The sequence below is a fragment of the Pseudomonas mandelii genome (assembly GCF_900106065.1).
Taxonomy (GTDB): domain Bacteria; phylum Pseudomonadota; class Gammaproteobacteria; order Pseudomonadales; family Pseudomonadaceae; genus Aquipseudomonas; species Aquipseudomonas mandelii.
The window spans coordinates 3,179,916-3,198,686 of the sequence record NZ_LT629796.1 but is presented as its reverse complement, the minus strand read 5'-3'; the positions used below and the strand labels follow the sequence as shown (position 1 = coordinate 3,198,686).

Annotated in this window: 17 protein-coding genes; 7 read left to right on the top strand and 10 right to left on the bottom strand. The window is 61.1% G+C overall.

Annotated features, from left to right (window positions below):
- Nucleotides 1-142: 142 nt before the first annotated feature.
- Nucleotides 143-910 (bottom strand): DUF2076 domain-containing protein, encoded by a 768-nt coding sequence (locus BLU63_RS14660; protein ID WP_083375696.1) that lies wholly within the window; start codon nucleotides 908-910, stop codon nucleotides 143-145.
- Nucleotides 911-1,088: 178 nt separating this feature from the next.
- Here BLU63_RS14660 and BLU63_RS14655 point away from each other — a divergent pair, with 178 nt between their 5' ends.
- Nucleotides 1,089-1,763 carry a YciC family protein gene (locus tag BLU63_RS14655; RefSeq protein WP_077749934.1) on the top strand — a complete coding sequence of 225 codons (675 nt, stop codon included), beginning with the start codon at nucleotides 1,089-1,091 and terminating at the stop codon, nucleotides 1,761-1,763.
- Nucleotides 1,764-1,830: 67 nt separating this feature from the next.
- Entirely contained in the window at nucleotides 1,831-2,910 is a 1,080-nt protein-coding gene (locus BLU63_RS14650; RefSeq protein ID WP_010467407.1) for an endonuclease/exonuclease/phosphatase family protein, read from the top strand.
- A 49-nt stretch (nucleotides 2,911-2,959) separates the two neighbouring features.
- Here BLU63_RS14650 and BLU63_RS14645 read toward each other — a convergent pair whose 3' ends face one another.
- The 5 genes from BLU63_RS14645 to BLU63_RS14625 all read right to left on the bottom strand — a co-directional run bounded on the left by BLU63_RS14645 (nucleotide 2,960) and on the right by BLU63_RS14625 (nucleotide 8,872).
- Nucleotides 2,960-3,796, bottom strand: coding sequence for an ABC transporter ATP-binding protein (locus BLU63_RS14645; protein ID WP_010467405.1), 837 nt, complete (start codon nucleotides 3,794-3,796; stop codon nucleotides 2,960-2,962).
- Nucleotides 3,784-4,587: an ABC transporter permease gene (locus BLU63_RS14640; RefSeq protein WP_010467403.1), complete on the bottom strand. Its 804-nt coding sequence runs from the start codon at nucleotides 4,585-4,587 to the stop codon at nucleotides 3,784-3,786. Before BLU63_RS14640 ends, BLU63_RS14645 begins: the two co-directional genes overlap by 13 nt.
- A 9-nt stretch (nucleotides 4,588-4,596) precedes the next feature.
- Nucleotides 4,597-5,583 carry an ABC transporter substrate-binding protein gene (locus BLU63_RS14635; RefSeq protein WP_010467401.1) on the bottom strand — a complete coding sequence of 329 codons (987 nt, stop codon included), beginning with the start codon at nucleotides 5,581-5,583 and terminating at the stop codon, nucleotides 4,597-4,599.
- A gap of 393 nt (nucleotides 5,584-5,976) precedes the next feature.
- Entirely contained in the window at nucleotides 5,977-7,347 is a 1,371-nt protein-coding gene (locus BLU63_RS14630; RefSeq protein WP_010467400.1) for an aspartate aminotransferase family protein, read from the bottom strand.
- 31 nt (nucleotides 7,348-7,378) lie between these two features.
- Nucleotides 7,379-8,872 carry an aldehyde dehydrogenase gene (locus BLU63_RS14625; protein ID WP_083377265.1) on the bottom strand — a complete coding sequence of 498 codons (1,494 nt, stop codon included), beginning with the start codon at nucleotides 8,870-8,872 and terminating at the stop codon, nucleotides 7,379-7,381.
- A 225-nt stretch (nucleotides 8,873-9,097) separates the two neighbouring features.
- On the opposite strand from BLU63_RS14625, the gene BLU63_RS14620 reads away from it, so the two are divergent.
- On the top strand, nucleotides 9,098-10,018 hold the full coding sequence (locus tag BLU63_RS14620) for a LysR substrate-binding domain-containing protein (RefSeq protein WP_083377264.1): 921 nt from the start codon (nucleotides 9,098-9,100) through the stop codon (nucleotides 10,016-10,018).
- A gap of 171 nt (nucleotides 10,019-10,189) precedes the next feature.
- Here BLU63_RS14620 and hrpB read toward each other — a convergent pair whose 3' ends face one another.
- A complete protein-coding gene (hrpB, locus tag BLU63_RS14615) occupies nucleotides 10,190-12,706 on the bottom strand; it encodes an ATP-dependent helicase HrpB (RefSeq protein ID WP_083375695.1) in 2,517 nt (838 codons plus the stop codon).
- A gap of 109 nt (nucleotides 12,707-12,815) precedes the next feature.
- On the opposite strand from hrpB, the gene BLU63_RS14610 reads away from it, so the two are divergent.
- Both BLU63_RS14610 and BLU63_RS14605 read left to right on the top strand, forming a co-directional pair.
- Nucleotides 12,816-13,235 (top strand): polyribonucleotide nucleotidyltransferase, encoded by a 420-nt coding sequence (locus tag BLU63_RS14610; protein WP_083375694.1) that lies wholly within the window; start codon nucleotides 12,816-12,818, stop codon nucleotides 13,233-13,235.
- A 29-nt stretch (nucleotides 13,236-13,264) separates the two neighbouring features.
- Nucleotides 13,265-14,170 carry a cation diffusion facilitator family transporter gene (locus tag BLU63_RS14605; RefSeq protein ID WP_010467394.1) on the top strand — a complete coding sequence of 302 codons (906 nt, stop codon included), beginning with the start codon at nucleotides 13,265-13,267 and terminating at the stop codon, nucleotides 14,168-14,170.
- Here BLU63_RS14605 and BLU63_RS14600 read toward each other — a convergent pair.
- Nucleotides 14,155-15,171 (bottom strand): DUF6515 family protein, encoded by a 1,017-nt coding sequence (locus tag BLU63_RS14600; protein WP_083375693.1) that lies wholly within the window; start codon nucleotides 15,169-15,171, stop codon nucleotides 14,155-14,157. The two genes, BLU63_RS14605 and BLU63_RS14600, sit on opposite strands and share 16 nt — an antisense overlap.
- Nucleotides 15,172-15,606: 435 nt before the next feature.
- Between BLU63_RS14600 and BLU63_RS14595 the strand changes: the two genes are divergently transcribed.
- Nucleotides 15,607-16,086, top strand: a complete 480-nt coding sequence (locus tag BLU63_RS14595; RefSeq protein WP_007894448.1) for an Lrp/AsnC family transcriptional regulator — start codon at nucleotides 15,607-15,609, stop codon at nucleotides 16,084-16,086.
- A gap of 194 nt (nucleotides 16,087-16,280) precedes the next feature.
- Entirely contained in the window at nucleotides 16,281-16,490 is a 210-nt protein-coding gene (locus BLU63_RS14590; protein WP_010467392.1) for a DUF2788 domain-containing protein, read from the top strand.
- On the opposite strand, the gene BLU63_RS14585 is transcribed toward BLU63_RS14590, so the two are convergent.
- Together BLU63_RS14585 and amn are read right to left on the bottom strand one after the other, a co-directional pair.
- The gene (locus tag BLU63_RS14585) at nucleotides 16,485-17,126 is read right to left on the bottom strand and encodes a pseudouridine synthase (RefSeq protein WP_010467391.1); all 642 of its coding nucleotides are present in this window, start codon (nucleotides 17,124-17,126) and stop codon (nucleotides 16,485-16,487) included. The two genes, BLU63_RS14590 and BLU63_RS14585, sit on opposite strands and share 6 nt — an antisense overlap.
- Nucleotides 17,127-17,196: 70 nt before the next feature.
- Nucleotides 17,197-18,696, bottom strand: coding sequence for an AMP nucleosidase (gene amn, locus BLU63_RS14580; protein WP_169858286.1), 1,500 nt, complete (start codon nucleotides 18,694-18,696; stop codon nucleotides 17,197-17,199).
- Nucleotides 18,697-18,771 lie beyond the last annotated feature (75 nt).

Sequence of the window (18,771 nt, the reverse complement as noted above, 5' to 3'; positions counted from 1 at the left end):
GGAGCCTCGGACGAATGGCAACCTGTGGCGAGGGCGCTTGCTCCCGCTGGGTCGCGCAGCGGCCCCAAAGAAGGACTGCTGCGCAGCCCAGCGGGAGCAAGCTCCCTGACCACGGGTTCAGTGTTACACCTGTAACGTTGAATCAGACGAAGGAATCGTCGTCGCCGCCAAAGAACGATGAGCTGTCATCGCTGTAGTCGGCGTCGGTGAAGCCTCCCTGATCGTTGGCGTTGTTGTCAGCCACGCGCTCGTCGTTGCCCCAGCCGTTGCCGCTGTCGCTCTGATCATTGACCTGAGCCGGTTCTTCCTTGATGACTTCGACGACTTCCTGCGGTTGCTGATTGCTGTGGAACAGGCTGCTGATGCCTTGCGCCAGCATCACGCCACCGGCCACACCGGCGGCGGTTTTCAGTGCGCCGCCAAGGAAACCACTGCCAATCCCGGGGGCTTGCTGCTGCGGCGCGTAATTCTGCTGTGGCGGTGCAGCACCGAAGTTCTGTTGCTGTGGCGGCTGCGAATTGAACGACGGCCGCCCCTGCTCACGCCATCCACCATTGGAGGACGGCGCGCTTTGCGTCGGTGCAGGCTGTGGATCACGGGAACCGCCACCGAAAATGCTCGACAGGAAACCACCGCTGGCAGGCGCCGACGGCTGAGCCTTGGCCGATTGCAGTTCGGCCTGCAATTGCTGAACTTGCTGAGCGAGTTGCTTGTTCTGCGCGTCGAGGCTTTTGATGGCCGCTTCCTGAACCAGAATCGCCTGGGTCATGAAATAACCTGCCGCCGGTTGGCGAGTCAGGTGCTCCTTGATCCGCGCTTCAGCCTGGGCGTCACGCGGGGCTGAGTCCGTTTCGGCTTGTTGCAACCGGGAAAACAGTCCATCGATCAGGGTTTGTTCTTCGCTGTTCATGGCGACCTCGTAGATTGCCGGAGAAATCGTTGACCTTTACCAAAGAGGATAAGGTGCTCGACCTTAATGGAGGCTGAAACAAGTTGTTTCAATGACCTTTACCGAACGTTTACGTTTGCGCCCCAAAGGGCTTCATCGGTTAAAGTGGGCCACTGCTTTCAACCTGCGATACCGACTGATGAATTCGTTCGATGTACTGCGTGACTCTCTGTATTTCTTCAAGCGCAATCTGGGCCAGATCGTGCGCCTGTGCCTGCCGCTGGTGATTTTCGAGGCGCTGCTGCAACAGGTGGTCGATCGCTCCACCGAGCCGGACAGTTTCCCCGGCATCAGCGTGATGGTCGGCTTGCTGGTCTATCCGCTGTACACCGCCGCACTGATCCTGTTTCTCGATGCCCGCAGCCGTGGCGAATCACCGAGCACCCGCGAGTTGCTGTCGAGGTCGGCCTATCTGTGGCCGCGCTTCGCCCTGCTCACCGCCCTCAACACCTTGCTGATCCTGATCGGCCTGTCGCTGTATTTCCTGCCGGGCATCTGGCTGATGGTGACCCTGGCGTTCGGCGAGTATCTGTTGGTGCTGCGCGGCCTGGCCCCGTTGGCGGCGATGAAGGAAAGCCTGCGTCTGACCCGCGGCCATTTCCTGCGCATCCTGGTGTGCATTCTGTGTGTGATGGGCCCGTTGTGGGTGCTCAAGGGCGCGACCCTTGCGATTTACCCGGATCCGCAGAACCCGGTGATTTCGCTGCTGATCGACAGCGCGCACAGCTTTTTGCAACTGTTCACCAGCGTGGTGCTGTTCCGCCTGTTCATGCTGATTGCCGATGCCCCCGAGAAAATTGACGGGCCGCTATGACCCATGGGCTTAAGCCCGACGCTCGGTTATGCTCGGGCTCATCTTTTGTAACGCTATAAGCCGAGCCATGACCCGTCTACTGCGCTACACCCTGCTGGGCCTGCTGATCGCGGCGGGCCTGATTGCCTTGCTGATTTACAACCTGACCTGGCGTCCCGGTGCCAAAGAAGCAGCACCGGTCGGCTGCAGCGCTCAGGCGCCCACGCTGGTCCCCGGCCAGGCCCTGAAAGTCATGACCTGGAACGTCCAGTACCTGGCGGGCAAGCGCTACGTGTTCTGGAACGACCTGGCCAAAGGCGACGACGACCGCCCCACCGCCGAAGACATGGCCTTCAGCCTCGATGAGGTGGCACGGGTCATTCGTGACGAGCAACCGGACATTGTGCTGTTGCAGGAGCTGGATGACGGCGCCAAGGCCAGCGATTATCAAAACCAGTTCAAGTTGCTTCAGGAACGGGTCGCCGACCTTTATCCGTGCAGCGCTCATGCCTTCGACTGGAAAGCTGACTTTGTGCCGCTGCCGCACATCTTCGGCAGTGTCGGCCGACAACTGGCAACCCTCAGCCGATACCAGATCGAACACGCCGAACGCCTGCAATTGCCGATCGCGTCGGCCAACTTCATCAGCCGTCAGTTCACACCGAAAAACGCCTTGCTGGCGACTTACCTGCCATTGGGCGGCGGTGGGCAGATCGCGGTACTCAATACCCATCTGGACCGCGTCATCCAACCTGATGAAACCCTGCTGGCCCAAGTGACCGCCGTGGCCAAGGTGCTCGACAAATATGAAAGCCATGGCACCCCGTGGTTGATCGGTGGCGACTTCAACCTGTTGCCGCTGGGTCAGTATCGACGCCTGCCCGACGAACAACGCACGCCCTACTCCGTCGACAGTGCCTTGCATGTGCTGTGGGACAAATACCCGATGATCCCGACCAACAACGAAGCCAGCGGGATCGACCGGGCGCGGTGGCTGACCCACTACCCGAACGATCCAGGCTTGAATGGCCCGGACCGGACGGTTGATTACCTGTTCTACAGCCCGCGGATCAAACGGGTCGAGGCGATGGTGAGGCAGGACGATACCTTGCGGATCTCCGATCATTTGCCGGTGATTGCGCGGTTCCTCCTGCCTGCGGCCCCATAGAGCCGGATCAACGCTCCCAGAGGGGATTTGGGCATGACGGTAAATCGGCTCAATGAACCTCTTCCAGATCGTCATGCAACAGCCCGAAGATCTTGCGTTTCATGTCGATGAACGAGCGCTCCATGACCATGTCCAGGTTACGCGGGCGTTCGATCGGCACGTCCAGGATCTGCTTGATCCGCCCGGGCCTGGCGCCCATCACGTACACCCGATCCCCCAACAGAATCGCCTCATCGATATCGTGGGTCACGAACAGCACGGTCTTCTTGCTGTTGCCCCAGACCCGCAACAACAGCTGCTGCATTTGCAGGCGCGTCTGGCTGTCGAGCGCGCCGAAGGGTTCGTCCATCAGCAGGATTTGCGGGTCATTGGCCAACGCCCGGGCAATCGCCACACGCTGCATCATGCCGCCGGACAACTGCTTGGCGTAGTTGTCGGCGAACCCGGTCAGCCCCACTTCATTGACGTAGTAATCGACGATCTCCTTGCGCTGAGCGGCCGCCATGCCGCGCCGCTTGAGGCCGAACTCGACGTTCTGCCGCACGGTCAGCCACGGGAACAGCGTGTAGCTCTGGAACACCATACCCCGATCCGCACCCGGCCCCTGCACTTGCTGGCCGCCGACATAAATCTCGCCTTCCGTGGGCTCGTTCAGGCCGGCCGTGAGGTACAGCAGACTCGACTTGCCACAGCCCGACGGCCCGACCAGCACGGCGAATTGTTGATCCGGCACTTCGAACGACACCTGCTCCAGCGCGGTGAACATGCCGCCGTCAGGTTTCTGATAACGCAGACTGACCTTGTCCACCTGCAGCCGTGGTGCGGCTTGCACCGGGGCGGCCGTGGGTGTGATGAAACGCGGGTTGACGGCGCTTACTGAGCCCATGCGGCAATCCTCAGACGGAGAAAACGGAACAGTTGATCGGTGACCAGACCCAGCAGGCCGATGATTGCGATGGCGAGGAAAATCACATCCACTTGAAAACCGCGCATGGCTTTCAGGCTCAAGTAACCCAGGCCACTGGACGCGGCGACCAGCTCGGCGACCACCAGATAGGTCCAGGCCCAGCCCATGGTCACGCGCAACGTGTCGAGCACACCCGGCAACGACGCCGGGGCAATCACATGCAGCACCGCATCGCGGCGGGTCGAACCCAAGGTGTACGACGCGTTGATCAGGTCCTTGGAGATGCCCTTGGACACGTCCGCGATCATCACCAGTTGCTGGAAAAACACGCCGAAGATGATCACCGACACCCGCTGTTCCAGACCGATGCCGATCCACAGAATGAACAGCGGCACGAACGAGGTCACCGGCAGGTAGCGGATGAAATTGACCATCGGTTCAAGGAACGCCTGGACGATGCGGAAGCTGCCCATCAGCAACCCCAACGGCACCGCCACCAGAGACGAGACAATGAAGCCGACCATCACCACTTCGAGGCTGGCCCACACATGCAGGCCAAGGGTGCCGTCGCGGCTCAGGCGCACGGCGGCTTCGGCCACCGCCCCTGGTGTCGGCAGGAACATGCCCGGCACCACGCCGCCGTAGGACAACCCGGCCCACAGGCCGATCAACAACACCCAGGCCAGCCCGCTCGCGCTCCAGATCACCTGCACCGGCAGGCCGGTCTTGGGCGTGATGCAGCGGCTCAGCCATGAATTGCGCTTGAACATGCGGACCTCCTACAGCGGGCTGACGAAGCGGTTGTCGATCAGGTCGTCATTGCTGACGTTGTAGGGCTTGCCCTGCAATTCGCTGGCGGTTTCGTTGGCCAGTTTGATCAGTGGCTCGCTGTCGCCCGGCTTGCCCGGAGACCCCAAGAGTTTTTCACTCATGGCCTGATCGTAGAAGCGCACGCCTTGCGCGGCGGCTTCCAGTTCCTTCGGATCAGCGAGGTAACCGCCGACGCCTTTGGCCATGATTTTGTAAGCTTCCTTCGGATGGTCCTTGGTGTACTGCACCGCTTTGTAGAGGCCGGCGACCAAGGCCTTGACGTCTTCCGGTTGCTTCTCGATGACCGTGCAGTTGAGCGCGACCACGTCGACAATCACTCCCGGCGTGCTGCTGCTGTCGATCAGCACTTTGCCTTGTTGCTTGTTGCGGACCATCGACAGGTGCGGCTCCCAGGTCACGGCGGCCGGCACACGGCCGGCGATGAACGCGGTGGCAGCGTCATCGGCCGTCATGTTCTGCACGGTGATGTCGCTCATGCTCATGCCGTGTTTTTTCAGCAGGTACGACAGCCAGAACTGCGAGGTCGACCCTTCGTTCACGGCCACTGCCTTGCCTTTGAGCTCCTGCAAACTCTTGACGTCCTTGCCCACCAGAACACCGTCGCCACCATGGCTATCATCGAGTGCGGCGACGGCCTTGAAGCAGAATTGCGGGCGGTACTTGAGCACTTCGTCGATGGTCGACGCCGAGCCCGACAACTCGCCCGAAGCCTGGGCGGCCATGTACATCGAAGCTTCTTCAACGACGGGCAATTCGACGGTCAAACCGCCTTCCTTGAAGTAGCCCAGATCCTGGGCCAGGTAGAGCGTGCCGTAGCCGACCCACGTGGTGTGGCCGATGGACAGGGTGCCGGCCTGGGCGCTGGTGGCGACCGTGGCGGCGATGGCGGTGATCGCCAGTGGATGAGCGACGCGGTTAAGCAAGGACTTGATCATGGAGCACTCCCAAAGCTGTTGATTTAGTTTTGTCATGGGCAGTACGGCCAGTGGCCTTGGATCAGTTGCCACCGGTGGTCTCTGATGGACCTTTCGATGGTCAGCATTCGGCTGACTGGCGAAGTCGATGTTGGACCAGGGGCGGGATAAGGAAAATCAGGAAATATGTCGTTGGGAGTGATGAAAAAACTGGGTAGCGCGCGCCGTAAAAGGGCGGGGTTGGCGGGGATGCACGGGGGAGGTGCAAAACATGAAATGAGTGTTGAATCGACCACAGCATTCGCGGGCAAGCCTCGCTCCTACAGGGTTTATGTCGGCCGCGGAATTGGGCACGACACATAACCTGTAGGAGCGAGGCTTGCCCGCGAAGAGGATCACAAGAGCGCTACAAGATCAAAGCCGGCCGTATTCCTGGGCAGTACGATCGACTGCTTTCAAGGTCTTGCCCACCAGCTCATCAATCTCCTCCCGGCTGGCAATCAAGGCCGGCGCCATGATCATCCGCCCCAGCGTCGAACGAATAATCACCCCTTCCTCAAAGCCAATCGTGCGGCAACGCCAGGCAATGTCGTTCTCATTGGCAAAACGCTTGCGACTGCTTTTGTCCTCGGCCAATTGCAACGCCGCGACCATGCCGACACCCTGAATATCGCCTACCAACGGGTGATTGCCGAACACCTCGCGCAGGCACTGTTGCAGGTACGGTCCGATGTCATCCTTGACCCGCGTCACCACGCCCTCATCGCGCAACGCCGTGAGGTTGGCAATCGCCACCGCCGCCGCCACCGGGTGCCCGGAGTAAGTCAAACCGTGGGCAAATACCCCGCCCTGCTCCACCAACACCCGGGCCATTTTCTTCGACAGAATCAACCCGCCCATGGGGATGTAACCGGAGGTCAACCCCTTGGCAATCGACAGCGTGTCCGGCTCGAAACCGAAGTGCTCGTGAGCGAACCATTCGCCGGTACGACCGAAGCCGCCGATCACTTCGTCGGCGCACAACAGCACGTCATACTTGCGGCAGATCCGCTGAATTTCCGGCCAGTAACTCTCAGGCGGGAAGATCATCCCGCCGGCGCCCTGGAACGGTTCGGCGATAAACCCCGCGACCTTATCGGCGCCCAGCTCGAGAATCTTCGCTTCCAGTTGCTGCGCCGCCCGCACGCCGAATTCGGCCGGGGTCAGATTGCCCTCGTGAGCGAAAAAGTACGGCTCGTCGATGTGTTCGATATCGGGGATCATGCCGCCCATTTCATGCATGAATTTCATGCCGCCGAGCGCCGTCGCCGCCAGGGTCGAGCCGTGGTAACCGTTCCAGCGACCGATCATGATTTTCTTCTCGGGCTTGCCGAGGATCGTCCAGTAACGCCGCACAGTGCGGATCAGCACCTCGTTGGCTTCGGAACCGGAGTTGGTGTAGATCGCGTGGCTGTAGTGCCCCGGCAACAGGCTGAACAGCAGCTCCGAGAGCTCGATCACCTGCGGGTGGGTGGTGTGGAAAAACATGTTGTAGTACGGCAACTGCTCGAGCTGCCGGGTCGCCGCAGCCGCCAGATCCTTGCGGCCGTAACCGAGGTTGGTGCACCACAACCCGGACATGCCGTCGAGGTAACGCCGACCATCGTTGTCCCACAGGTGCAGGCGCTCACCGCGGACCATCACCCGCGGCCCTTCGTCATTGAGCGCTTTTTGATCGACGAATGCGTGGATGTGGTGCGCAGCGTCGGCGGCCTGGTAGTCGCGGGTTTCACGTGGTGTGGTCATCGCCAGTTCTCCGTTTTGTTATGAGCGGCTGTTATGCGCGCAGCTGAAACCAGGTGGTCTTCAACTGGGTGTATTTATCGAATGAGTGCAGCGACAGGTCGCGACCGAATCCGGACTGTTTGCCGCCGCCAAAAGGCACGGTCACGTCCAGTGCATCGACGCTGTTGACCGACACCGTGCCCGCTCGCAATTGCCGCGCCACACGGTGGGCGCGGTTGAGGTCGTCGGTCCACAGCGAAGCCGCCAGGCCGTAGACGCTGTCGTTGGCCAGTTGCAAGGCGTGGGCCTCGTCGTCGAACGCCGTGACCGCCAGCACCGGGCCGAACACTTCCTCGCGAAACAGCGGCATGTCCGGGCTCACGCCGGTAAAAATCGTCGGCTGAATGAAGTTGTCGGAGCCGTTGAAGATCGACTGCCTGCCCCCGCACACCCTGGTCGCGCCCAGGCGTTCGGCCTGTTGGATGAACTTCATGATGCGCGCGGTCTGACGGCTGTCGACGATTGCCCCGGCGCTGCTCGACGGGTCCAGCGGATCCCCCGGCTGCCAACGCTCGGCCTGCACTTTCAGGCGCTCGACGAACTCATCATGAATCGAACGCTGCACCAGCAAGCGTGAGTTGGCCGAGCAGACTTCACCCTGATTGAAGAAGATGCCGAACGCGGCTTTCTCGGCGGCCAGGTCCAGGTCCTGGCAATCGGCGAACACCAGATTGGCGCTCTTGCCGCCGCACTCCAGCCACACCTGTTTCAGGTTCGATTGCGCCGAATACTGCATGAAATACTTGCCGACTTCAGTGGAGCCGGTGAACACCAGGCAATCGACATCCGGGTGCAGACCGAGGGCTTTGCCGGTCTGCTCGCCGAGGCCCGGCAGCACGTTCAGCACGCCCGGTGGTAGACCGGCTTCCAATGCAAGCTCAGCCAGACGCAGAGCGGAGAACGGTGATTGCTCGGCGGGCTTGAGGATCACCGAATTGCCTGCGGCCAAGGCTGGCGCGAGTTTCCACGCGGCCATGTCCAGCGGGAAATTCCACGGCACCACCGCAGCGACCACACCCAGTGCTTCGCGGGTGATGGTCGCCAGCACGTTTTGCGCACTGGGGGCGATCTGGTCGTAGAGTTTGTCGAGGCTTTCGGCGTACCAGCGAAACACCCCGGCGGCGCCCGGCACGTCGATGTTGTAGGCGTCCATCACCGGTTTGCCCATGTTCAGCGAGTCGAGCAGCGCCAGCTCTTCGCGGTGGGTCATGATCAGCTCCGCCAGACGCAGCAACACGTGCTTGCGCTCGCTCGGCGAACGCGCCGACCAGGTGCCGGCTTCGAATACCCGCCGCGCATTGAGTACCGCCGCGTCCACCTCTTCATCACCGCAAGCGGTCACGTTAGCCAGACGCTGGCCAGTGGCGGGGTCGATTGCTGTGAAGGTCTGACCCGACTGCGCCGAACGGGGTTTGCCGTCGATCAGGGCCTGGTCGGGAAACCGCAGCGCGGCGACTTTGTTTTGCCAATATGCAAGCTCGAACACGTTCAGATGCTCCATGGGCTTTTCTTGTGTCTGAATGGTGGCCCAGGCCCGAGTCCAGTAAAAATAGTAAAAATGTCTTCGCAGACCATGAAAAAACTGGGCAGCCAATCTCCCCGGTGGCGCGGTATGTGGTTATTGTTCAGGCACAACAACACCGTCGTCAGAACGGATGCAGTCGGCGCGAAAATTGCCTGGATGTCGAGTCCATCCACCCCGAGGTTTGCCGTGGCTGCCTACAACCTGCGTCAATTGAAATACTTCATCACCACCGTCGAATGCGGCAGCGTCGCCGAGGCCTCGCGCAAGCTGTACATCGCCCAACCGGCGATCTCCACGGCGATCAAAGGCCTGGAAGACAGCTTCGGCGTGCAACTGCTGATCCGCCATCACGCTCAGGGCGTGTCCCTGACACCAAGCGGCGCACGCTTCTATCGCAAAGCCCAGGAACTGCTGCGCATGGCCAAGGAGTTCGAACAGAACGCCCTCGCCGACAACGACGTGGTGGCCGGGCAAATCGATATCGGCTGCTTCGAAACGGTCGCACCGCTGTACCTGCCGCAACTGATTGCCGGGTTTTCGGCGCTGTATCCGGGGGTGAAAATCCGCATCCGCGATGGCGAGCAGCAAGAGCTGGTGCAAGGCCTGACGTCGGGCACCTTCGACCTCGCGATCCTGTATGAGCACGAGCTCGACGCCACCATTCAGACCGAACCGCTGATGCCGGCGCAACGGCCTTATGCGTTGCTGCCAGCGGACCATCGCTTCGCCCAGCTCAAACAAGTGTCGCTACGTGATCTGTGCCTGGAACCGATGATTCTGCTGGACGTGCAACCGAGCCGGACCTACTTCGTCAGCCTGTTCGAAGAACTGAACCTGTCACCGAACATCGCCTTCAGCTCACCGTCGATCGAGATGGTGCGGGGGATGGTCGGGCAAGGGTTCGGCTTCTCGATCCTGGTGACGCGGCCGCATTCGGAATGCACTTACGACGGGAAGAAAGTGGTGTGCGTGGATATCGTCGAAGAGGTCACTGGTTCGGGATTGGTGGCGGCATGGTTGAAGCGCGGGCAACTGACCAAACCGGCGCAGTTGTTTGCCGATTATTGCCGGGAGCAACTCACTGCCAAGGCCGGGGCAAGCACATGAGCCAAGTGAAATCCTGTGGCGAGGGAGCTTGCTCCCGTTCGACTGCGCAGCAGTCGCATCTCCATTGCATGCGGTGTATCTGACACATTCAGGCGGCCTGATTATGGGGCCGCTTCGTGACCCAACGGGAGCAAGCTCCCTCGCCACAGTTTTTGTGTTCTACCCCAAGAGTTACTTGCGCGGTTTGATCCGAGCGGTGGCTTCGGCCACCAACGGATCATCCGGCCAATAATGCTTCGGATACCGCCCCTTCAAATCCTTCTTCACCTCGGCGTAGGTACTGCGCCAGAAGTTCGCCAAGTCCTGAGTCACCTGCACCGGCCGCCGCGCCGGGGACAGCAGATGCAGCTTCACCACTTGCCGGCCCCCGGCAATGCGCGGGGTATCGGACAGGCCGAACAGCTCCTGTAAACGCACCGCCAGAATCGGCGGCTGTTCGCTGTAGTCCAGACGAATCGAAGAGCCCGACGGCACACTCAGGTGATGCGGCGCCTGTTCATCCAGCCGTTGCGGCAGCGGCCAGGGCAGCAAGTTATGGACGATGCTCGACAGGTCCAGATTGGCGAAATGACTGAGGCGTGAGACTTTGCCCAGGTACGGCATCAGCCAGTGCTCAAGGTTTTTGAGCAGTGCGGCATCGCTGACATCCGGCCATTCACTTTCACCCTTACTGCCGAAGTCCAGCTGTCGCAGCAATGCCACGCGCGCCTGCCACTGACGCAGCTCCGGGATCCACGGCAACAACTCCAGCCCCTTGCGGCGTACCAGATTGACCAGCGCCTGGCTGCGCGCTGTTTCGTCGAGACCGGTCAGCGGTTCGCGGCTGAGGATCAATTCACCAACCTTGCGTTGACGCTCGGCGCGCAATACGCCCTCACGTTCGTCCCAATCCAGTTGATCGACCACGCGCACTTGCTCGGCCAGTACGGAATCGAACAGCGCCGGATCAAAATCCGCCGCCAGATAAATCCGTTCCTCGCGCTGCCCCTGACGACTGCCCAGATCCGCAATCACCAACCACGCTTGCTTCATCAGACTGTCTGCTTCAGCGAACAACGCCGCACGGCCGTTGGCCAGGCGATATTCAGCGCCACCGGCGCGGCGTTGCTGGGCGACACGGTCTGGATAGGCCAACGCCAACAGGGCGCCGAGCCAGCGTGGATGATCCGGATCGCTGACCGGCTCCGACGCTTTGCCACGCAGGTAACCGCGATACTGCCGCGCCAGTTGCCGGGCACGTTGCACGCCACCCTGAGCACCGCGAGCCGCACGCTCTTCGCCGGACAACAGCACCAATCGGCTGTGCAGATCCGCTCCGGCGCCACGCAAGATGTCCCGCTCACCGAGCAATGCCGCAACATCGCAGGCCATGTCGGCCAAACCGAGCGCCTGACCGCGCAACAACAAATGGGCGATGCGCGGATGCGCCGGCAATTCGGCCATGGCCTGACCGTGACGGGTCAGCGCTTCACCGTCCAATGCACCCAGACGATCAAGCAGATCCTGAGCCTGTGCATAAGCGGCGGCGGGCGGCACGTCGAGCCACACCAATTGCGTCGGTGTCACGCCCCAGCGCCCGAGCTGCAAGGCCAGACCGGCAAGGTCGGCCGAGAGAATCTCCGCGCTGGCATAGGCCGCCAATTGCTCGTGCTGATCCTGCGACCACAACCGATAACACACGCCCGGCTCCAGGCGCCCTGCCCGGCCGGCACGTTGAGTGGCACTGGCTTTTGAAATTCGTTGGGTATCGAGCCTGGTCATGCCGCTGCCGGGATCGAAACGCGGCACCCGCGCCAGCCCGGCATCAATCACCACACGCACGCCGTCGATGGTCAGGCTGGTCTCGGCGATGTTGGTCGCCAGCACCACTTTGCGCTTGCCCGCCGGTGCCGGATCGATTGCCGCGCGTTGGGCGGCGAGGTCCAGCTCACCGTGCAACGGGCAGAGCAACACCTGTGTGCTCTCGCCCAACGCATCCGCCAATTGTTGATGCACGCGACGGATTTCCGCCTGCCCCGGCAGGAACACCAGCACGCTGCCGGTCTCATCATTCAAGGCTTCGAGAATCGTCTGCACCAGGCGCGGCTCGATGAATTCGCCGGGCTGGAACGGCCGACCCCAGCGCATCGCCACCGGGTACATACGGCCTTCACTGCGCAGGATCGGCGCGTCATCGAGCAACCCGGCCAGGCGTTCGCCTTCAAGCGTTGCAGACATCAAAAGGATTTTCAGCGGCTGGTCGTCGCGAAACAGCTCCCGGCCATTCAGGCTCAGGGCCAATGCCAGGTCCGCGTCGAGGCTGCGCTCGTGGAATTCGTCGAAAATCAGCAGGCCAACGCCGTCGAGTGCCGGGTCATCCTGCAAACGTCGGGTGAGAATGCCTTCAGTGACCACTTCAATACGGGTCTTGGGGCCGACTTTGCTGTCCAGCCGGATCCGGTAGCCAACGGTTTCACCGACCTTCTCGCCCAGCTCACTGGCCAAGCGCTCCGCCGCCGCCCGCGCCGCCAAACGGCGGGGCTCAAGCATCAGAATGGTCTGCCCGGCCAGCCACGGCTCGTTGAGCAAGGCCAGCGGAACACGGGTGGTTTTACCGGCGCCGGGCGGTGCTTCGAGCACGGCTTCGTGACGTGTAGCCAAGGCTTCACGCAGGGCGGGTAAAACTTCATCAATCGGCAAAGAAATCATGCTGGCTCCAAAACAGAGCGGCGAGTATAACGGCGAACTGCTCGGCGTTAATGACGGTCCTAATTCATATAGGCGTCCTTTCGTTTTGAAATTACCCAGGAGATTTCATATGCGTGTTCCCTTTCGCTTGATTGGCGGTGTATTGGTCGCGACGTTGCTGACCCAGGTGACCGCTTGCGGATCGATTTTTTATCCTGACCGTCGTGGTCAGATTGACGGCAAGATCGACCCGGCCATCGCCGCGCTCGATGCCGTGGGCCTGCTGTTCTACATCATCCCCGGCCTGATCGCGTTCGCCGTGGACTTCGCCACTGGCGCGATTTACTACGCGCCCGGTGAGACCGCACAGGTGGCCCCGGAAAAACTCAAGGAAGCGATCGGCGCCGACGGCAAAGTTGATAACCATAAGTTGCAGACTATTCTCGAAACCGAGTTGGGCCGCAGCTTCCCGCTGGATGACCCACGCCTGATTCAACACAAAGGCAGCACCCAGCAACTGGCCCTGTTCGGCCTGCAACCCGCCGCGTAATCCGTGCACGTAAAGGAATAGCCGCCCCTATGATTTCCAGCTCCGAACACGCCCGCCTGCTGCGGCTGGCGACTCGTGCCTCGGTGGCGGTGGCGTGTACGCTGATCGTCGCCAAAGCCATCGCCTGGTGGTTGAGCGGTTCGGTGAGCATGCTCGCCGGATTGACCGACTCGGCGCTCGACGGCGTCACCTCCCTGCTCAATCTGCTGGCGGTGCATTACGCGTTGCGCCCGGCCGATGACGATCACCGTTACGGGCACGGCAAGGCCGAGTCGCTGGCGGGCATGGCTCAAGCGTTGTTCATTGGCGGCAGTGCGGTGCTGATTTCTTTGCAGGCGATCGAGCGGCTGAAACATCCGGAACCAGTGGGCGCGCCGTGGATCAGCATCGGCGTGATTGTGTTCTCCCTGGCGCTGACCGTGGCGTTGCTGATGTTGCAACATCGGGTGGTCAAGGCCACCGGCTCCAACGCGGTGCGCGCCGACTCCCTGCACTACCGCTCGGACTTGCTGCTCAATGGCAGCATTCTGCTGGCGCTGGTGTTGGCCGGGTTTGGCTGGCATCAGGTCGACCCCTGGTTCGGCCTGGCAATCGCTGCGTACATCTTCTGGAGCGCGATTCAGATCGCCAAGGAAAGTTTTACGGTGCTGATGGATGAAGAACTGCCGCCGGAAGTGAGCCAGCACATGCTTGAGCTGGCCTGCGGCGTTCCGGGGGTGCTGGGCGCGCATGACCTGCGCACGCGGATTTCCGGCAACCAGTGGTTCGTGCAGTTGCACCTGGAATTGCCGGGGGACCTGACCCTGTCAGTCGCCCACGGCATCAGCGATCAGGCCGCCGATGCGATTCACGCCGCTTACCCGCGAGCCGAAGTGCTGGTGCACGCCGACCCGCAGGAAGTGGTACTGGCGGCAAAGACTCAGAAAGAAACCTGATAGCCGCGACTGCTCAGGCAGTTACCTTGAGCCTGGCGGTAGGCTTGCACCACCGACGGGTCTGGCTGGTAGGTGGCCGTCCGCGGATTGAAGCCACTTTGCTGCACCGCGTATTGATAACACTCGTAACCGTCCTGGTTGACCTGCTCCGGCGACTGGCCGTTGGCCGGATAGGCCTCCACGTCGTAGTTGTTGCTGACCGGCTGCGGCTGCATTTGCACCGGCGGCTCGACCACCACGTAGTCCTGAGTGTTTTCCTGATAGGCGTAATACGAACCGGCCGCCAGGAACAGCAGCGCCCCACCGATCCACACCTCACGCGCGTAATCGGGCAAGTAGCTGACTCGAATCCCGCGAGGCGGTTGAACCACCACATAACGCGGGCCTTGTGGGCGATACCAATAGCCGCCGGAATAGAAATAATCCCGACCACCGTAAGGCACGCGGTAGTCACGGTCCGGGAAGCGGTCGATCACATGACCCGGGCGATATTGCGGGCCGGGGCCCCAGCCATTACCGTGCCCATCCGGACGACCCGCCCAACGACGATCATCGGGACGCGGACCGTTGTTCTGCCATTGCTGGTTGTAATTGTTGCGCTGTGGATTGTCCTGATAGTAACCACGCTGTGGCTGCTGGGTCTGGCGCACCGCGTCGGGGCGACCCTGGATCGGCAGGTCATTGGCCGGGAGCTGCGGGGGTGGCGGCGGTGAGCGAACAGGATTGTTGTAGTCGGGCTGCGGACGGTTCTGCCATTGGCCATTGTTCTGAGTCTGGCCGTTGTGCTCGAACTGGCGGCTGTTGTCGCCACGAATGATGTCGTTGTCCTGCAGGCGCGGCTGATTATTGCCGCCATGCCCCTGATTGTTGCCCTGATGGCCGTCCGATCCACGTTGCCCGCCATCGGGACCACGGTTTTGCTGATCATCGGCCAGCGATTGCGCAGTGACACTCACACACAGCAAACCAACACCGGCCAAACGCCAGATGCGCGACTTCATGCTTTTCCTCACTGCGGGTTAGAGCCTGTACGTAAGACTGGGAAAGTACAGGGCGGTTCTGCAACAGGTTATCAGTCGCGCAACTTATTTATTGAGGGCCGCTCTCAAATTCCAGGCAAAAGAAAAGGGAGACCCGTCGGCCTCCCTTAGAGAACTTCGTCCGTGCTCGACGCTTATGACGTCGGCTCACCTCACGCCGTCTTCTGGACAGTGTGTAGCTCGGAGGCCGGCACATCCCCTGTGGGGGTGGCGGCCGCCGCCGGCCTGATTCGGCGAGCGGCTATGGACTGTTTGTCCGAGCAGTGATTCTGGTGATAAGAATAGGCCGCGAGTGCCGGCAGAGGATTGCGAAGATTGCTCAATTAAACATCACTTGCGCAATTTTTAACCCTGGATAGATAATCTGCCGCAATAGTTATGACAAAGGCCTGATTGATGAGCAAACTCGACCGATACGACTTGAGCATTTTGGCGGAATTGCAGCGTGACGCGCGCATCTCCAACCAGGAGCTGGCCGAACGCATCGGCCTGTCGCCTTCGCCTTGCTCGCGCCGGGTCAAGCAACTGGAAGACGACGGCTACATCACCCGCCAGGTGGCGCTGCTGGACCGCAAGATGCTCGGCTTGAGCCTCACGGCTTACGTGCTGATCGGCATGGACCGCCATACGCCGGAGCGTTTCGAGAACTTTGAAGCCGCGATTCGAACGTTGCCGCAGGTGCTGGAATGCAGCTTGGTGACGGGGATGGATGCAGATTATCAACTCAAGGTTGTGGTGCCGGACATGGATCACTACCAGAAACTGCTGCTGGGGCATTTGACCCGGATTGAAGGGGTGACCAGCGTTCGTTCGAGTTTTGTGTTGAATCAGGTGCTCAATAGTACCGAGCTGCCGTTGACTCATCTGCGCAGCTGATGTCCCCATCGCGAGCAGGCTCACTCCTACAGTGGATCTCCCGAACACCGAAGACCCCTTGTAGGAGCCTGCTCGCGATAAGGCCGGCACAGGCGACGAATGACTGCGACACACTGCCGCAGGTCAATCCTCCAGCCCGTCCCCATGCCGTATACTCCAGCGCCTTTTAGCCCCGCCCGCGCTGGAGATATTCAATGGATCCTGCCGTACTCGAAGAGTGGATGATGACCGGACTGGTCAGCGTCCTGATCATTTTCATGGGTTTCATCGTTTGGGATCTGGCGAAAAAATCCAAGGCCGGACGTTTTGGCTCTTTCATTCTGTTCTTCGTACTGGGTCTGGGCGTGGCTGCGTTCGTGATCAAAAGCGTGGTCATCGGCCTGATCGAAACCGGCACGTTATAAGCGCGCCGGCACTTCCTTCCACTGGCCCTGATCGAGTCCTTCGATTGTCCAGTCGCCGATTCTGACCCGTACCAGGCGCAACGTCGGCAAGCCGACGGCCGCTGTCATGCGCCGCACCTGACGGTTGCGCCCCTCGCGAATCACCAACTCCAGCCAACTGGTCGGCACGCTTTTGCGAAAGCGCACCGGTGGGTTGCGTGGCCACAGCTCGGGCTCCTCCAATTGCCGCGCCTCGGCCGGCAAGGTCATGCCGTCATTCAGTTCGACGCCGTCACGCAAACGCTGCAACTGCTCAGCGCTCGGCTCACCCTCCACCTGCACCCAATAGGTCTTGGCCAATTTGTGTTTCGGGTCAGCGATTCGCGCTTGCAGCTGGCCATCGTTGGTCAGCAGCAGTAATCCTTCGCTGTCGCGGTCCAGCCGTCCTGCCGGATAGATCCCCGGAATCTCGATGTAATCCTTGAGCGTCGCCCGCCCTCCTTCGTCACTGAACTGGGTCAGCACATCGAAGGGTTTGTTGAACAGGATCAGCTTCGGCTCGGCCGGCGGCGCTTTGGCGACACGGCGCGGGGCTGGGGAGGATGGCGCAGGCTTCGCGCCAGGGCGGCGAGAAACGGGACGTTGTGGACGGGACATGGGAAAGAGGAGCATCTAACGGTCAGGGCTGCCAATGCTAGTGCCCTGACCGTCAAATGACCATCACGAATCAGCGGAACGGCGGCTCGTCGAAGCTGCGCAGTTTGCGCGAGTGCAACGAGTTGAGTTCGGTGCGCAACAGATCCACCGCCTCGATGCCGATCTTCAAGTGCTGGCTGACCGCGCGCTCATAGAAGGCGTTGGCCGAACCCGGCAGCTTGATTTCGCTGTGCAGCGGTTTGTCCGACACACAGAGCAACGTGCCATAGGGCACCCGCAGGCGATAGCCTTGGGCGGCGATGGTGCCGCTTTCCATGTCCACCGCCACGGCGCGGGACAAGTTGATCAGAGGACGCTCCTGCGCCCAGCGCAATTCCCAGTTACGGTCGTCGTAGGTCAACACGGTGCCGGTGCGCAGGCGTTTTTTCAGCTCGTCGCCCTTTTCGCCGGTAATGTTGGCGGCCGCTTGCTGCAAGGCCATCTGCACTTCGGCCAGGGCCGGGATCGGAATGTTCGGCGGCACCACCCGGTCGAGAATCCCGTCGCGACGCATATAAGCGTGCGCCAGCACGTAGTCGCCAATGGTCTGCGACTGACGCAAGCCGCCGCAGTGACCGATCATCAACCAGCAATGTGGACGCAGCACCGCCAAATGGTCGGTGATGTTCTTGGCGTTGGACGGGCCGACGCCGATGTTCACCAGGGTCACGCCATGGCCATCGCTGGCAATCAGGTGATAGGCCGGCATCTGATAGCGGTGCCACACCACGCCCGCAGCAATCGCCGAGGCTTCGCCGTGGTCCATGCTCTTTTCGATGATCACGTTGCCGGGCAATACCATGCGCACGAAACGCGGGTCACTGCGCAACTGCTCCAAACCATGGACGATGAATTGGTCAACGTACCGGTGGTAGTTGGTCAGCAGAATCCACGGCTGCACATGACGCCAGTCGCTGCCGGTGTAATGCACCAGTCGACGCAGGGAGAAATCCACCCGCGCGGCATCGAACAGGGCCAGTGGCAGCGGATCGGTGTTCTCCCAGTCGTACAAGCCATCGGCAATGCCGTCGGTCGCGGCGGACAAGTCGGTGCTCGGGAACACCCGCGCCAGTACGGCAGCGGTGACGCCGGAGCCGGCCAGTTCATCGCCCTGCTCGACCACGTAAGGATAAGGAATGTTTTGCTGGCTGATGCCGACTTCGACGGTCACGGTGAAGTCGTGCATCAACGGCACGAGTTGTTCCAGCAGGTATTTACGGAACGCCGCCGGATGGGTGACGGTGACACTGTAGGTCCCAGGCAGCTGAACCTTGGCGTAAGCGCGGGTGGTCTGTGGGACTTCGCCCTGGCAGTGGTAGGTCAGACGCAGTTCGGGATAACGAAACATCGCACGCTGTTCAGCGTCCGGCTCGACTCGGTCCTTGAGATAACGCTTGAGCGCCTGGTTGAGCGCGGTGGTTGCACGGTTGTGCAAGAGCGCAAGCCGGTCCACGGCTTGCTCGGCGGTTTGAACGACAATAAAAGCTTCGGTCACGATCAGCATCCTGTGTTCTGACTTGCAGAGCTTCATCTTGCCTGCATCGTCGCTTCACGGGAACAGTGGCGTGTTGGCTATATGTCACTGATAGCCCCTGTAGGAGTGAGC

Excerpts from the sequence above, each read along its gene's own strand:
- BLU63_RS14645 (WP_010467405.1), bottom strand. The coding sequence starts at position 3,796 with ATGGGCTCAGTAAGCGCCGTCAACCCGCGTTTCATCACACCCACGGCC.
- BLU63_RS14605 (WP_010467394.1), top strand. The coding sequence starts at position 13,265 with ATGATTTCCAGCTCCGAACACGCCCGCCTGCTGCGGCTGGCGACTCGT.
- BLU63_RS14635 (WP_010467401.1), bottom strand. The coding sequence starts at position 5,583 with ATGATCAAGTCCTTGCTTAACCGCGTCGCTCATCCACTGGCGATCACC.
- BLU63_RS14655 (WP_077749934.1), top strand. The coding sequence starts at position 1,089 with ATGAATTCGTTCGATGTACTGCGTGACTCTCTGTATTTCTTCAAGCGC.
- hrpB (WP_083375695.1), bottom strand. The coding sequence starts at position 12,706 with ATGATTTCTTTGCCGATTGATGAAGTTTTACCCGCCCTGCGTGAAGCC.
- BLU63_RS14600 (WP_083375693.1), bottom strand. The coding sequence starts at position 15,171 with ATGAAGTCGCGCATCTGGCGTTTGGCCGGTGTTGGTTTGCTGTGTGTG.
- BLU63_RS14590 (WP_010467392.1), top strand. The coding sequence starts at position 16,281 with ATGGATCCTGCCGTACTCGAAGAGTGGATGATGACCGGACTGGTCAGC.
- BLU63_RS14650 (WP_010467407.1), top strand. The coding sequence starts at position 1,831 with ATGACCCGTCTACTGCGCTACACCCTGCTGGGCCTGCTGATCGCGGCG.
- BLU63_RS14595 (WP_007894448.1), top strand. The coding sequence starts at position 15,607 with ATGAGCAAACTCGACCGATACGACTTGAGCATTTTGGCGGAATTGCAG.
- BLU63_RS14660 (WP_083375696.1), bottom strand. The coding sequence starts at position 910 with ATGAACAGCGAAGAACAAACCCTGATCGATGGACTGTTTTCCCGGTTG.
- BLU63_RS14630 (WP_010467400.1), bottom strand. The coding sequence starts at position 7,347 with ATGACCACACCACGTGAAACCCGCGACTACCAGGCCGCCGACGCTGCG.
- BLU63_RS14585 (WP_010467391.1), bottom strand. The coding sequence starts at position 17,126 with ATGTCCCGTCCACAACGTCCCGTTTCTCGCCGCCCTGGCGCGAAGCCT.
- BLU63_RS14610 (WP_083375694.1), top strand. The coding sequence starts at position 12,816 with ATGCGTGTTCCCTTTCGCTTGATTGGCGGTGTATTGGTCGCGACGTTG.
- amn (WP_169858286.1), bottom strand. The coding sequence starts at position 18,696 with ATGAAGCTCTGCAAGTCAGAACACAGGATGCTGATCGTGACCGAAGCT.
- BLU63_RS14640 (WP_010467403.1), bottom strand. The coding sequence starts at position 4,587 with ATGTTCAAGCGCAATTCATGGCTGAGCCGCTGCATCACGCCCAAGACC.